The organism is Streptomyces sp. NPDC097129 (assembly GCF_055668065.1).
In genome coordinates this window covers 901037-915796 of record NZ_JBVOQE010000001.1, presented here as the reverse complement: position 1 = coordinate 915796, position 14760 = coordinate 901037, and the positions used below count along the sequence as shown (strand labels likewise).

Annotated in this window: 12 protein-coding genes; 7 read left to right on the top strand and 5 right to left on the bottom strand. The window is 74.0% G+C overall.

The features are described 5' to 3' along the window. Positions 1-27: 27 nt before the first annotated feature. From malQ to AC0B9F_RS04080, 3 genes are all read right to left on the bottom strand, one after another. The gene (gene malQ, locus AC0B9F_RS04090; RefSeq protein ID WP_471998650.1) at positions 28-2121 is read right to left on the bottom strand and encodes a 4-alpha-glucanotransferase; all 2094 of its coding nucleotides are present in this window, start codon (positions 2119-2121) and stop codon (positions 28-30) included. Continuing rightward, on the bottom strand, positions 2122-2394 hold the full coding sequence (locus AC0B9F_RS04085; RefSeq protein ID WP_471998649.1) for a hypothetical protein: 273 nt from the start codon (positions 2392-2394) through the stop codon (positions 2122-2124). 319 nt (positions 2395-2713) lie between these two features. Beyond that, a complete protein-coding gene (locus AC0B9F_RS04080; RefSeq protein ID WP_471998648.1) occupies positions 2714-3346 on the bottom strand; it encodes a TetR/AcrR family transcriptional regulator in 633 nt (210 codons plus the stop codon). Positions 3347-3504: 158 nt separating this feature from the next. Between AC0B9F_RS04080 and AC0B9F_RS04075 the strand changes: the two genes are divergently transcribed. Continuing rightward, on the top strand, positions 3505-4944 hold the full coding sequence (locus AC0B9F_RS04075) for an FAD-dependent monooxygenase (protein WP_471998647.1): 1440 nt from the start codon (positions 3505-3507) through the stop codon (positions 4942-4944). Between the two features lie 557 nt (positions 4945-5501). Here AC0B9F_RS04075 and AC0B9F_RS04070 read toward each other — a convergent pair. Beyond that, positions 5502-6074: a MarR family winged helix-turn-helix transcriptional regulator gene (locus AC0B9F_RS04070; RefSeq protein ID WP_471998646.1), complete on the bottom strand. Its 573-nt coding sequence runs from the start codon at positions 6072-6074 to the stop codon at positions 5502-5504. A 124-nt stretch (positions 6075-6198) separates the two neighbouring features. On the opposite strand from AC0B9F_RS04070, the gene AC0B9F_RS04065 reads away from it, so the two are divergent. The 5 genes from AC0B9F_RS04065 (at position 6199) to AC0B9F_RS04045 (ending at position 11247) form a co-directional block, all read left to right on the top strand. Further along, complete coding sequence (locus AC0B9F_RS04065) at positions 6199-7464, top strand: MFS transporter (protein WP_471998645.1); 1266 nt, start codon at positions 6199-6201, stop codon at positions 7462-7464. 19 nt (positions 7465-7483) lie between these two features. Further along, positions 7484-8440, top strand: coding sequence for an EamA family transporter (locus AC0B9F_RS04060; protein WP_471998644.1), 957 nt, complete (start codon positions 7484-7486; stop codon positions 8438-8440). 25 nt (positions 8441-8465) lie between these two features. Beyond that, positions 8466-9392, top strand: a complete 927-nt coding sequence (locus tag AC0B9F_RS04055) for a DMT family transporter (RefSeq protein ID WP_471998643.1) — start codon at positions 8466-8468, stop codon at positions 9390-9392. Between the two features lie 99 nt (positions 9393-9491). Next, the gene (locus AC0B9F_RS04050) at positions 9492-10343 is read left to right on the top strand and encodes an NAD(P)-dependent oxidoreductase (protein ID WP_471998642.1); all 852 of its coding nucleotides are present in this window, start codon (positions 9492-9494) and stop codon (positions 10341-10343) included. Positions 10344-10353: 10 nt separating this feature from the next. Next, positions 10354-11247: a LysR family transcriptional regulator gene (locus AC0B9F_RS04045; protein WP_471998641.1), complete on the top strand. Its 894-nt coding sequence runs from the start codon at positions 10354-10356 to the stop codon at positions 11245-11247. A gap of 323 nt (positions 11248-11570) precedes the next feature. On the opposite strand, the gene pepN is transcribed toward AC0B9F_RS04045, so the two are convergent. Continuing rightward, entirely contained in the window at positions 11571-14147 is a 2577-nt protein-coding gene (pepN, locus tag AC0B9F_RS04040) for an aminopeptidase N (protein ID WP_471998640.1), read from the bottom strand. Between the two features lie 134 nt (positions 14148-14281). Here pepN and AC0B9F_RS04035 point away from each other — a divergent pair, with 134 nt between their 5' ends. Then, positions 14282-14755 (top strand): DUF1203 domain-containing protein, encoded by a 474-nt coding sequence (locus tag AC0B9F_RS04035; protein WP_471998639.1) that lies wholly within the window; start codon positions 14282-14284, stop codon positions 14753-14755. The last annotated feature ends 5 nt before the right edge of the window (positions 14756-14760 follow it).

The window sequence follows — 14760 nt, the reverse complement described above, 5'->3', positions numbered from 1 at the left end:
CCGCGCGCCCGGGGTGCCGTACGGGGCTCACGGCTCGGCCCGCACCGCCTCGATCAGCGCGTGCAGCCGCGGTGAGGCCGCCAGCTCCTCCAGTGTCACCGGACGGCCCGTCGCGTCGGCGATCGGCAGCCGCCAGTTGGGGTACTGGTCCCAGGTCCCCGGCAGGTTCTGCGGCCGCCGGTCCCCGACGCCGTCCGGCAGCCACACCCCCACCAGCCGGGCCGGCGTGCGCCGCAGGAACCGGTGCACCGCCTCGATCTGCGCCTCCTCCGAGGGTCCGCCCGAGACCCCGTCCGAACCGTCCGCCCCGCGCAGCATCCCCAGCCGGGCCAGCAGCGCCAGCCACTCGCCGGTGTCCGCCGACGCCTCCTCCCGCTCCACCTCCAGCGGACGCGTCAGCAGCCCCAGCCGCTCACGCAGGTCCACGTGCTCACCCGTGAGCCGGGCCGCGGTCGGCGGCAGATCGTGCGTCGTCGCCGTCGCCAGACAGTCCGCGCGCCAGCGCTCCGGCGCCAGCGGACGCCCGTCGCCCGTCCAGTCCCGTTCGAACCACAGCACCGACGTGCCCAGCACCCCGCGCTCGCGCAGCGCCTCCCGCACCCCCGGCTCCACCGTGCCGAGGTCCTCGCCGACCACCACCGCGCCGGCCCGGGACGCCTCCAGCACCAGCACCGCCAGCATCGCCTCCGCGTCGTAGCGGACATACGCGCCCTCGGTCGGCGCCTCGCCCTGCGGCACCCACCACAGCCGGAACAGCCCCATCACATGGTCGATGCGCAGCGCCCCCGCGTACCGGAACAGCGACCGCAGCAGCTCCCGGTACGGCGCGTACCCCGACACGGCCAGCCGGTCCGGCCGCCACGGCGGCAGCCCCCAGTCCTGCCCGCGCGCGTTGAACGCGTCCGGCGGCGCCCCCACCGACATCCCGGTGGCGAAGAACTCCTGCTGCGCCCAGGCGTCCGCGCCCTGCGGATGCACCCCGACCGCCAGGTCGTGCACCACGCCCACGTCCATCCCGGCGTCCCGCGCCGCCCGCTGCGCGGCCCGCAGCTGGGCGTCGGTCAGCCAGGCGAGGTGGATGTGGAAGTCCACCCGGTCCCGCAGCTCCGCACGCGCGTGTGCCGTCTCGGCCGACCGGGGATCCCGCAGCCCCTCGGGCCAGCGGCTCCAGTCCGAGCCGTGCACCTCCGCCAGCGCGCACCACGTCGCGTGGTCCTCGAGGGCCTGCCCCTGCTCGGCGAGGAAACCGGCGTAGGCGGCCCGCCGGCCCGGACCGAGCGGCACCCGCCGCACCGTCTCCAGGGCCGTGCGCTTCAGCTCCCACACCGCGTCCCGGTCGATCAGCGCGCCCTTGTCCAGCACCGCCTCGCGCAGCCCCGCCGCCCGCTCCAGCAAACCGTGCAGGGCGTCGCGGTCGTCGGCGTAGGCGTACTCCGGGACCTCCTCCACCCGCAGATGCACCGGGTCGGGGAAGCGGCGGGAGGACGGCCGGTACGGCGAGGGATCGGTCGGCGCGCCCGGTACGGCCGCGTGCAACGGGTTGACCTGCACGAACCCGGCGCCCAGCGCCCGCCCGGCCCAGGCCGCCAGCTCGCCGAGGTCGCCGAGGTCGCCCATGCCCCACGACCGCCGGGACAGCAGCGAGTACAGCTGCACCAGCAGGCCGTAGGAGCGGCCGCCGGGCGTGGGCAGCCGCGGCGGGGCCACGACCAGGTGCGCCTGGGCGCGGCGGCCGTCGGGCGCGGTGGCGGTCAGCCGGTGCACGCCGTGCGGGAGCACCGTCAGGTCGGGGCGCGTCTCGCCCTGCTCGGTGACGAGCTCCAGCCGGGTGCCCGGCGGCAGCGCGGCCAGCGCCTCGGGCACGGCGCCGTCCCAGCTCACGAGGGTCGGCGGCAGCAGCCGTTCGGCCAGTTCCCGCTCCCGCGCCGCGAGCGCGGCGGTCACCGCTGCGGGACTGCCCGCGTCCACACCGAGGGCGCCGAGCACGCGGACCAGAGCGGCCGGCGACGCGGCCACCGTGAGGTCCGGGGAGGGCTGGTAGGAGGGCGCGACGCCGTGCAGTTCGGCGAGGCGCGCGAGGTCGGGGTCCGGGGTGACGGCGTGCGGCGCGGGTGCGGTCATCTACGGCCTCGTGGTGCCGGAGTCCAGGGACGCGTCGCACTCGCTGGTGAGCGGGGACGCGTCGGACAGGGGCGGCTCGCTGGTCAGGGGCTCGGCGTCGGGCAGCGGCGGCTCACTGGTGAGCGGGGCCTCGACGCAGGCGCTCTCGGCGCTGAAGACGCAGGCCAGAGCGGTGTCGTACTCGATGTCCGGGGCCGGAGCGGGGCGGGGCAGAACGGCCTGCGGCCCGGGTTTGGACAGGGCCGAGAGCAGAAGGTGTGCCGATGCGGCCACGGGGGCCTCCTTGTCGCGTGTGCCGAGTGCGGCGCGTGAACGGGTTACCGCAGCCCTACCCAGCGGGCGCGACGGCAGACGTCCCCTCGTCGAAGGACGCCGATCTCGGCGGGTTCCCCGCCTATGTATACGCCACAGACTCGGGCATACGGGGCACTGCTGTCCTTGTCGGCACCGCACGGGTCGTACGTTCGTGTGGGGCGGGTCACGTCCTCGGTGTCATGGGGGTCACTGCTGCGGCGACATGGCGAATCACGTCCCGTGGAGGTTGGAGCGGATCACGTTCCGTGACGGGGCGCGGATGCCGCTCCGCGGTGGATCACGGGTGCGGAGCCGTGAGGTACCGCTGCACGGTTGGCGCCAGCCAGGCCACGACCTCCTCGCGGGCGAGCGCGACGGCCGGCTCCAGGCGCAGGACGTAACGGGTGAGCGCGAGGCCGAGCAGCTGCGTGGCGACCAGTGCGGCGCGGGCCGGGGTCTGCTCGGGGTCGGGGCAGGCCTGGCGGGCGACGGGGAGCAGTTGGTCGCGGAAGATGCCCCGCATCCGCTCGGCGCCGGCCGGGTTGGTGACGCCGACCCGTAGCACGGCGGTCAGCTCCTCGTTCTCCTCCCACAGGCGGAGGAAGTGGCGCACCAGGGCCCGCCCGACCTCGCCGCGGGGCACGCCGGTCAGGTCGGGCAGCCGTAGATCGATGGCCACGGCGGCCGCGAACAGGCCCTCCTTGCTGCCGTAGTAGCGCATCACCATCGACGGGTCGATGCGGGCGTCCCTGGCGATGGCCCGGATGGTGGCCCGCTCGTATCCGTCGGCGGCGAAACGCTCGCGGGCGGCGGCGAGGATGGCGGCCCGGGTGGCCTCGGAGCGCGGGGTGGCGGAGCCGGATGCGCCAGAGCCGGAGATGCCGGAGCCGGAGACGCCGGAGCCGGCGGTGCCGGGCGTGCTTGCTTGCATGACAACGAGCGTAGGCCAACGAGTGTAGGCCAACAACTGTTGGCCAACAGGCGTTGACGGCGGCGAGGTGCCGCCCCTACCGTTGTCAACGAGCGTTGGTCAACGACCGTTGGCAAACGCTCGTTGGTGAGTGAGCGTCGGCGCCCCGGGAGGCACCCATGAACGGCACCACGGGAAAGACCCTCGTCATCGGTTCCGGCCCCACCGGTCTGCTCCTGGCCGGCGACCTGGCCGCCGCCGGAGTCCCCGTCACCCTCGTCGAGAAGCGCCCGCGCAAGATCAGCAACCTCTCCCGCGCCTTCGTCCTGCACGCCCGCACCCTGGAGCAACTCGACGCCCGCGGACTCGCCGACGATCTAGAGGACGTCGGCCGCCCGCTGGACCGCCTGCGCCTCTTCGGCCGCCTCACCGTCGACCTCGCCACCCTCCCCTCCCGCTTCCACCACGTCCTCGTCATCCCCCAGTACGAAGTGGAGAAGGCGCTGGAGAAGCGGGCCGCGGAGGCGGGCGTCGACTTCCGGTACGACACGGAGCTGACCGGCCTCACCCAGGACGCGGACGGCGTCACGGCGCGGGTGCGCACCGCGGGCGGCGCCACCGAGGAACTGCGGGCCGAGTACGTCGTCGGCGCCGACGGCATGCGCAGTGCCGTCCGTACCGCCCTGGGTCTGCCCTTTCCCGGCCGCAGTGTGATCCGCTCGGTCGTGCTGGCGGACGTGCGGCTCGCGGAGGAGCCGGCGGACCTGCTGACGGTCAACGCCGTCGGTGACGCCTTCGCCTTCCTCGCGCCCTTCGGCGACGGCTACTACCGGGTGATCGGCTGGCACCGCGGCCGCGACGTCCCCGACGACACGCCCCTCGATCTGGCGGAGGTCAAGGAGATCACCCGCCTCGCGCTCGGCCGGGACTACGGCATGCACGACGCCCGCTGGATGTCCCGCTTCCACAGCGACGAACGCCAGGCGCCGGCCTACCGCGTGGGCCGGGTGTTCCTCGCCGGTGACGCCGCGCACGTCCACTCTCCGGCGGGCGGCCAGGGCATGAACACCGGCCTCCAGGACGCGGCCAACCTCGGCTGGAAGCTCGCCCAGGTGCTGCGCGGCCACGCCCCGGACGCCCTGCTCGACACCTACCAGGCCGAACGCCACCCGGTCGGCAGGTCCGTGCTGCGCAGCAGCGGCGGCATCGTCCGCCTGGCGATGGCCAAGCGCCCCTGGACGCTCGCCCTGCGCGCCGCGCTGACCACCGTCCTCGACCACGCCGCGCCCGCCCGCCGCCGCGCCGTCGGCCAGATCACCGGCATCGGCTACCGCTACCCGGCACCGCGCGGCGCCCACCCCCTGACCGGCACCCGCGTCCCCGACCTCGCCCTCGCCGACAGCGGCCGCCTCTACGAAGCCCTGCGCGACGGCCGCTTCGTCCTGATCACCCCGGACGCGTACGACCCCGGCGCCCGCAAGGACCGCCTGACGACCGCCCGCTGGGCAAGCACCCGCCGCACCACCCTCCTCGTCCGCCCCGACGGCTATGCGGCCTGGGCCGCGGACGAGGCGACCCCAACGGCAGTCGAAGCCGCCCTCGCGACGCACCTGGGCTGATCCCACGCGGCGCGTCACCGAGCGGGCTGCCACGTCCGGCACTGCGCCGCACCCTGGTCGGCTCCCTGGTCGGGCCGCCGTGCCCGGCATGGCGCCGCCCCCCGGTCAGCCGCCGCACCGGGCGTGGCGTCGGGTCCCGGTCAGCTGCCCGGGCGGGCCGCCGCCCCCGGCATGGCGCTGCGCGCTGGTCAGCTCCCCGGTCAGCCGCCGCACCCGGCATCGCGCCAGCCGTACCCGGCATCGCGCCGCGCCCCAGTCAGCAGCCGCATCCGGCATCGCGCAGCCCCCCGGTCAGCTCCCCGGGCGGGCCGCCGCGCTCGGCAGGCGCCGGGTCCCGGTCAGCTCCCCGAGAGGGCCGCCGCGCTCGGCATGGCGCCGCGCCCCGTTCAGCTCCCCGACAGGCCCGCCGCCCCCAGCGTTGCGCCGCCCCCCGTTCAGCTCCCCGACAGGCCTGCCGCCCCCGGCACCGCACCGCCCCCCGGCCAGCTCCCCGAGCGACCCGCCGCCCCCGGCATGGCCGCCGCACCGACCGCCCCCCGCATCCCCCCGCCCCCCCGTCAGCTCCCCGAGCGCGTGGTCCCCGCCAGCAGCTCCCGCAGCAGGTCGGCCAATTGGCCGGCCTGTTCGTCGTCGAGGGCGCTGGTCACGGCCTCCGTCTGGACGGCGAGGCCCGCGCCGACGGCCTCGTCGATCAGGTGCAGGCCCTTGTCGGTCAGCGTGACCTTGAGGCCGCGGCGGTCGTGCGGGTCGGGGGAGCGGCGCAGAAGGCCGGCGCGCTCCAGTTTGTCGAGGCGGCCGGTCATGCCGCCGGTGGTGAGCATCAGCGTCGCCGAGAGCTGGCGCGGCGAGAGGGTGTACGGCTCGCCCGCGCGGCGCAGCGTCGCCAGCACGTCGAACTCGCCGCGGGAGATCCCGAAGCGGGCGTACGCCTTCTCCATGCGGTCGCCCATGGTGCGCGCGAGCCGGTAGACGCGGCCGAAGACCTCCATCGCGCGGGTGTCGAGGTCGGGGCGCACGGTCGCCCACTGCTCGACGATCGTGTCCACCGGGTCCCGGGGGGCCGGGGACGGCGAGTCCGGGGACTGCGGGTCCGGGGGCTGGGGGTGCGGCTGGGCGGCGTTCGGGCTCATGGGCCGAGTATCCGCACCGAGTCGATGGGTCGCAAGCAAGTCGGTCCGAACTAAGCCACTTGACAGTAAGTAGCTTAGAGCTAAGCTACTTATCCTCAAGTAAACCTCCGAGGGGGAAGTCGCCGTGAAGAAGACGGATCGCCAACCGGGCCTGTGGGCCCTCCCCGTCGCCGCCGCGGTCAACGGCGTCGGCACCGGCATGTACGTGCCGTTCACGCTGGTGTTCTTCCACTACGTCACGGGGCTGTCCTTCACGGTCGTCGGCGCCGTCCTCACCGCCACCGGACTGGCGGGGCTGACGGCGCTGCCCCTCGCCGGGGCGGCCGTCGACCGGTACGGCGCCAAGCGCGTGCAGTACGTGCTGTACGGCGTGCGGGTCGCCGGGTTCGCGCTGTACCCCTTCGCGCACGCCCTGCCCGCCTTCGCCGCGGTCGCCCTGGTCACCGCGGCGGCCGACCGCGCCTTCCCCGCCGTACAGCAGTCCCTGGTCGGCGAGGTGGCCGACGGCGCGGAGCGCGACCGGCTGCAGGCGGCCACCCGTGCCCTGCAGAACGGCGGCAACGGCGCCGGCGCGCTCCTCGCCTCGCTGGTCATCGCCTTCGCCGGCCCCACCGGCTACACCTACGCGGCCTGGGGCAACGCCCTGTCCTTCGCGCTGGCCGCGCTGCTGCTGCGCCCGCTCAAGCCGCTGCGGTACGCCACCGCCCGGCGCCGCGCCGGCTACCGGCTGGTCCTCGCCGACCGGCCCTTCCTCGTCGTCACCGGCGCCAACTTCCTCAACGCGCTCAGCTACTCGGCCCTGTCCGTCCTCTTCCCGCTGTTCCTGCTGGAGTGGCTGCACGCGCCCGGCGCGCTCACCGGCTCCGCGTTCACGATCAACACCGTGCTGTGCGCGCTGGCCGGGGTGTACGTCGGCAGCCGCGTACGGCGGGCCGGCGCGCGGCGCACCCGGGCCGCGGCCCTCGGCGGCACCCTCTTCTCGGCCGCGTTCGCCGCGCAGATCGTCCTCGGCACCGTGCGCCCCACCTCCGGCCCGGTGCTCGGCACCGCCCTCACCGCCGTGATCGTCGTCTACACGCTCGGCGAGCTGATCCACAGCCCCGCCGCCGAGGTGCTCGCCGTGTCGGCGGCGCCCGAGGAGGCGCGCGGCCGCTACATGGCCGCCTACCAGGTCTCCTGGTCGCTGGCGAAGGCCGTGGCGCCCTCCCTGTTCACGACCCTGTTCGCGGCGGACGGCCGGCTGCCCTGGGTGGTCCTGATCGCCACCTCGACCGTGGCCGCAGCCCTGCTGATCCGCGTGGAGCGCCACCTGCCCGCCGAGGCCGTACGACCCCGTCCGGCCGCCGTCGCCCAGGGCGCCACCCCCGCCACCGCGCCGGTCGCGGCGTAACCCCGAGGGAGACACAGCGATGTCCCGCACCGCCACCGCCACCGCCACCGCAACCACCACCGTCCTGCTCACCGCCCTCGCCCCGGTCTCCTGGGGCACCACCTACGCCGTCACCAGCGAGTTCCTGCCACCCGACCGCCCGCTGTTCACCGGCCTGATGCGGGCCCTGCCCGCCGGTCTGCTGCTGCTCGCCCTCACCCGGGTGCTGCCGCGCGGCGCCTGGTGGGGCAAGGCGGCCGTGCTCGGCGCGCTGAACATCGGCGCCTTCTTCCCGCTGCTGTTCCTGTCCGCCTACCGCCTGCCCGGCGGCATGGCCGCGGTCGTCGGCTCGATCGGCCCGCTCTTCGTGGTCGGCCTGTCCGCGCTGCTGCTCGGACAGCGGCCGACGGCCCGGTCCGTCCTCACCGGGATCGCCGCCGCGTTCGGGGTGAGCCTGGTCGTTCTGAAGGCGGCCGGCGCGCTCGACACCGTCGGCGTGCTCGCCGCGCTCGCCTCGACCGCGTCGATGTCGGCGGGCACCGTCCTGACGAAGAAGTGGGGCCGCCCCGAGGGCGTGGGCCCGCTGGCGCTGACCGGCTGGCAGCTGACGGCCGGCGGCCTGCTGATCGCCCCGATCGCCCTCCTCGTCGAGGGCGCACCGCCCGCCCTGGACGCCCCGGCGGTCGGCGGCTACCTCTACCTGGCGCTCGCCAACACGGCCGTCGGCTACTGGCTGTGGTTCCGCGGCATCGGCCGCCTCAGCGCCACCCAGGTCACCTTCCTCGGCCCGCTGTCCCCGCTGACTGCCGCGATCGTCGGCTGGGCCGCGCTCGGTCAGAGCCTGGCGCCGTTGCAAGTGGCGGGCATGGCCCTGGCGTTCACCGCGACGATCGCGGGCCAGCTGGGACACCGCGCCCCGGCCCAACCGTTCAGTTCAGCTGAACAAAACGCTCAGAAACTTTCGATGGACCTGACGGTCGAACCCCTGCGACGGTAGAGGCACACCTCAGGAAGGGAGCTTCGTGACCGTCACTGCCGCCCGCACCGACTCACCCCGCACCACCACCGCCACGATCCCCAGGGCCGCCACCCTGGGGATCGCGCTCGCCGCCGTCGCCACCGTCGTCTGGTCCGGCAGCTTCGTCGCCTCACGCGCCCTGGGCGCGACCGTGCCGCCCGTGCAGCACGCGTTCTGGCGCTGGGTCATCGCCCTCGTGGCGGTCGCCCCCTTCGGCGCCCGCGGGGCCTGGCGGCAACGGCTCCTGATCCGCCGTCACCTCGGCTACGTGACGCTCGCCTCGCTCCTCGGCGTCACCGTCTACAACACTCTGGTCAACCAGGCGGGCGTGACCACCCCGGCCGCCAACATGGGCATGATCATGGCCGCCTCACCGGTCCTGATGGCGGTCTACGAAAGGGCGGGCGGCGTACGCCTCGGAGGGCGCCGCGTCGCCGGGCTGCTCCTGGCCTGCGCGGGCGTCCTGCTGCTCGTCGGCCAGGGCGGCACGGCCTCCTTCTCCACCGGCGATCTGTGGATGATCGCCGCCGCCTGCTGCTTCGGCTCCTACAGCGCCCTGCTGCGCCGCCGCCCCGCCGGCCTCGACGGCACCGCCTTCCTGTTCACCACCTTCCTCCTCGGCACGGTGATGCTGCTCCCCGCACAGGCGGCGAGCGTGGCCGTGCAGGGCGGCTTCAGCCCGACCCCCGGCACCGTCCTGCCCCTCCTCTACGTCGGTGTGGCGTCCTCCGCCGTCGCCTTCTTCGCCTGGAACAAGGCGGTGTCCCTGGTCGGCCCGAGCCGGGCCGGCGTCGTCTACTACCTCCAGCCGGTGTGCGTGGCCCTGCTGTCCTGGGCGCTGCTCGGCGAGGCGATCGGCCCCTGGCAGGTGCTGTGCATGGTGCTGATCCTCGGCGGCGTCATGCTGGGCGCGGCGGCGTCCCGTAGCTGACCGGGCCCCCGCAGCCGCCCATACCTTGACCTCGACCGCGGGCCGCCCGCACGACCAGGCAGACTGCACGCGTCACAGACAAGCGGAGGGAAACCGACAATGACGCACGTCGCCGTGGTGGGACTGGGAATCATGGGCCGGGGCATGGCGGAGAACCTGCTGCGGCACGGGCACACGGTGACCGTCTGGAACCGCAGCCCCGAACCCGCCGCCGCGCTCTCCGCCTCCGGCGCCCAGGTCGCCGCCACTCCCGCGCAGGCCGCCGCGCAGGCGGACGTCGTCTTCGAGGTGACCGCCGACGACACCTCCTCCCGCGCGGTCTGGCAGGGCCCCGACGGCATCCTCGCCGGCGCCCGCCCCGAAACGGCCCTCATCGCCTCCGCGACCCTCTCCGTGGCCTGGGTCGAGGAACTGGCCGCCCTGTGCGCAGAACACAAGGCGCCCTTCTACGACATGCCGCTCACCGGAGGCGCGGCCGGTGCCCGCGAGGGCCGGCTGGTCCTGCTGGCCGGCGGCGACCCCGAGCGGCTGCCCGCGCTGAGCCCGGTGACCGACGCGATAGCCCGCGAGGTCCGCCACTTCGGCCCGGCCGGCGCCGGCACCCGCTTCAAGCTGGTCCTCAACGCGCTCCAGGCGATCCACCTGGCCGGTTTCGGCGAGGCGCTGCGCCTCGCACAGGCCGCCGGCCTCGACCCTCACCAGGTGGGCACCGCCCTGCTGGACCGCCCCGGCGGCGTGGTCACCCAGATGGCCTGGGACAACTACCTGACCCCGCCGCAGCAGGCCAACTTCTCCGCCGACTGGGCCCACAAGGACCTCACCTACGCCTCCCGCATGGCGGACGAGGTCGAACACCCCCTCCTCGACGGCGTGCTGTCCCTGTTCTCCGCGGCACTCGCGGACGGCCGCGGCAAGGAGGACTGGAGCACGGTCAACCCGGTGGCCGGATAGGTTGCCGCTCATGATCGAGTGGGACCTCCGGAAACTGCAGATCCTGCGCACGCTGCGGGAGGAGGGCACGGTCACCGCGACCGCCGAGGCCCTGCGGATGACCCCGTCGGCCGTCTCCCAGCAGCTGACCAACCTCGCCCGGCAACTCGGCGTGCCCCTGCTGGAGGCCCACGGACGCCGGGTGCGGCTTACGGCGGCGGCACGGCTGGTACTGCACCACACGGAGGCCGTCTTCGCCCAACTCCGGCGGGCCGAGACGGAACTGACGGCCTACGTCCAGGGGGAGGCCGGCGAGGTGAGGGTCGGCGCGTTCTCCACGGCCGTACCGGCGCTGGTCGTCCCGGCCGTCCGCAGCCTGAAGGCGTCGGCGCCGGGAGTGACCGTCCGCGTGCGCGAGGCCGAGGCGGCGGAGGCGTACGACCTCCTCGCGGCCGGCGAGGTCGACCTGGCCCTCTCCCTGGCGGCCCACGCACCGACCGCCCGCGACACCCGCTTCCACCTGGTGCCGCTCCTGGCCGACCCACTCGACGTGGCCCTCCCCGAGGACCACCCCCTCGCCGCCTCCCCGACCCTGCGCCTGGCCGACCTGGCGGCCGAGCCGTGGATCTTCGGCGGCAGCGGCCCCTGGTCCGATATCACCCGCGCCGCCTGCGAGGCGGCCGGCTTCAGCCCCGCCCAGGGCCACGCGGCGTCCGGCTGGACGGCGATCCTGGCGATGGTGGAAGCGGGCATGGGAGTGGCCCTGGTCCCGCGCATGGCGGCGGTCCCACGAGCCGGCGTCGCCATGCGACACCTCTCCGAGGACCGCCCGGTCCGCCACGTCCTGGCAGCGACCCGCCGAGGAACAACGGAAGCACCGGCGGTATCCCGAGTACTGCAAGCCCTACGCGAGGCCGCCCGCTGAACGGCGGACCGCAGCCGCGCGAGCCACGACGGCGGTGCACCCGCGTACGGCGGGCAGGGGACGGGGTGGGGGGTGCCCGCCCGCAGCGGCCGGCACCGGGCAACGGCGCCGCTCGTCGGGGACGGGCGGCCGGACCGAGGACGGACACCCCCCACCCCGGCCCCGACTCACAGACAACGGCAGGCGCGACACCAGCCACCCACCGGACAGCAAGGGGCCGCCGCAGGCACATAAGGGGCGCGGGGCTGTGTCGATATGCGGCTCCGCCGCGTGGGCGCGACCAGCCCCCACGCACCCGCACCCAAACGACGGCCCGAGACCGCTCAGACCGCGTCAGCGACCCGCGCCCGAAGTGCCCGCTCAACCCCCGACCGCGACTCCGACACCAACCGCCGAAGCGCCGCGCTCGGCGCGGCGGAGGACAGCCACTCGTCCGTGGCCCGCAGCGTCTCCTCCGACACCTGCACTGACGGATACAGCCCCACCGCGATCTGCTGCGCCATCTCGTGCGAGCGAGAGTCCCACACACCCTTGACCGCAGCGAAGTACTTCTCGGTGTACGGCGCGAGCAGCTCCCGCTGATCGGTCTGCACGAACCCCGCGATCACCGCCTCCTGCACGGCGTTCGGCAGCTTGTCGGACTCGACGACCGACGCCCACGCCTCGGCCTTCGCCTCCGGAGTGGGCCGCGCCGCCCGCGCGGTCGCCGCGTGCCGCTCACCGGCCGCGGTCTTGTCCCGCTCGTACTCGCCCGCGATCTCCGCCTCGTCGAAGCGCCCCACCGCCGCGAGCCGCTCCACGAACGCCCACCGCAGCTCGGTGTCCACGACGAGCCCGTCGATCCCCTGGGCGCCGTCCAGCAGCCCCTCCAGCAGATCCAGCTGCTCCGGCGTGCGCGCGGTCGCCGCGAACGCCCGCGCCCAGGCCAGCTGGTGGTCGCTGCCCGGCGCGGCGGACCGCAGGTGCGCCAGCGTCGCGTCGGTCCACCGGCTCAGCAGCGTGTCCCGCGTGGCCGGGTCGGCGTACAGGTCGATCGCCAGCTTCACCTGCCGCTGCAGCGACTGCACCACACCGATGTCGGACTCCTTGCCGATGCCGGACAGCACCAGCGACAGATAGTCCCGGGTCGCCAGCTCCGCGTCCCGTGTCATGTCCCACGCCGACGCCCAGCACAGCGCACGCGGCAGCGACTCCGTGAAGTCCCCGAGGTGCTCGGTGACGAACGCCAGCGACTGCTCGTCCAGCCGGACCTTCGCGTACGACAGGTCGTCGTCGTTGAGCAGCACGACCGCCGGACGGCGCTTGCCGACCAGCTGCGGCACGGCGGTCAGCTCGCCGTCGACGTCCAGCTCGACGCGCTCCACCCGCACCAGCTTGCCCGCGTCGTCGAGGTCGTAGAACCCGACCGCGATCCGGTGCGGCCGCAGCACGGGCTCGCCCTTGGCGCCGGCGGGCAGCGCGGGCGCCTCCTGCCGGATGGAGAAGGAGGTCACCACACCCTCGCCGTCCGTGTCGATCTCGGGCCGCAGCACGTTGATGCCCGCCGTCTGCAGCCACTTCTCCGACCAGGTGCTCAGGTCCCGCCCGGAGGTCTCCTCCAGCGCGCCCAGCAGGTCCGACAGCCGCGTGTTGCCGAACGCGTGCCGCTTGAAGTACGCCTGCACGCCCCGGAAGAACTCGTCCTCACCGACGTACGCGACGAGCTGCTTCAGCACGGACGCGCCCTTGGCGTAGGTGATGCCGTCGAAGTTGACGAGCACGTCGTCCAGGTCGCGGATGTCCGCCATGATCGGGTGCGTGGACGGCAGCTGGTCCTGCCGGTACGCCCAGGTCTTCATGGAGTTGGCGAACGTGGTCCACGAGTGCGGCCACCGCGAGCCCGGCGCGGCCGCCTGGCAGGCGATCGACGTGAACGTGGCGAACGACTCGTTCAGCCACAGGTCGTTCCACCACTCCATGGTGACCAGGTCGCCGAACCACATGTGGGCCAGCTCGTGCAGGATCGTCTCCGCGCGCACCTCGTACGCCGCGTCGGTCACCTTGGACCGGAAGACGTACTGGTCGCGGATGGTGACCGCGCCGGCGTTCTCCATCGCGCCCGCGTTGAACTCGGGCACGAAGAGCTGGTCGTACTTGGCGAACGGGTAGGCGTAGTCGAACTTCTCCTGGAACCAGTCGAAGCCCTGCCGGGTGACCTCGAAGATCGCGTCCGCGTCGAGGTACTCGGCGAGCGAGGGCCGGCAGTAGATGCCGAGCGGCACGGACTGCCCGTCCTTCTCGTACACGCTGTGCACCGCGTGGTACGGGCCGACGATCAGCGCGGTGATGTAGCTGGAGATACGCGGGGTCGGCTCGAAGACCCAGACGTTGTCCTTGGGCTCCGGCGTCGGCGAGTTCGAGACGACGGTCCAGCCCTCGGGCGCCTTCACGGTGAACTGGAAGGTCGCCTTCAGGTCCGGCTGCTCGAAGGAGGCGAACACGCGCCGCGCGTCCGGCACCTCGAACTGCGTGTACAGGTAGGCCTGCTGGTCGACCGGGTCGACGAACCGGTGCAGGCCCTCACCAGTGTTGGTGTAGGCGCAGTCGGCGACGACGCGCAGGACGTTGCGGCCCTGAAGCAGCCCGGGCAGCGCGATCCGGGAGTCCTCGAAGACCTCCGCCGGGTCCAGCGCGTCCCCGTTGAGGGTCACCTCGTGGACGGTGGGCGCCACCAGGTCGATGAAGGACGTGGCGCCGTGTTCCGCGCCGCTCGCCGCGACGTCGAAGCGCACCGTGGTCACGGACCGGTAGGTGCCGCCCTCCTGCGCGCCGGAGAGGTCGAGATCGATCTCGTACGAGTCAACGGTGAGCAGCTTCGCCCGCTGCTGCGCCTCTTCGCGAGTCAGGTTTGTGCCAGGCACGCGGTCATCTCCTCGTGATGTGTCGGTTGCGCCATCCTTCCACGTCAGCTCCGTCTTCGGCGATGATCCGGGACGGGCAGCACGAGGTCCGAATTCCGCCGGTGCCGCGCGCCCGCGCGAGCGAGGGTGAGGGCATGACCACGTACACCGCACGAGCCATCGCATCCGAGGCCCTGAAGGACCTGCGCACCACCGACGACGCGGGCCGCCCCGTGGCCGCGATCACCGACGAGGAGGGCGGCGCCCCGCTGCGCTGCTGCCTGCGCCACAGCGAGCCGGGAGAGAGGATCGCGCTGGTCGCGTACGCGCCGCTGCGCCGCTGGGCGGCCACGACCGGCGCCGAGCCGGGGCCGTACGACGAGCAGGGTCCCGTCTTCATCCACGCCGAGGAGTGCCCGGGCCCGCGGGGCGACGGCCTGGCCTTCACGAACGCCCACCGCGTCCTGCGCCGCTACTCCGCCGACGGCCGCATCCTTGGCGGAGAGCTGGTCGAGGAGGGCTTCGGCGAGCAGGACCTCGAGAAAGCGTTCGACGACCCGTCCGTGGCACTGGTCCACGTCCGGGCCGTCGAGTACGGCTGCTTCTTCTACGAGGTCCGCAGGCCCTAGCTTTG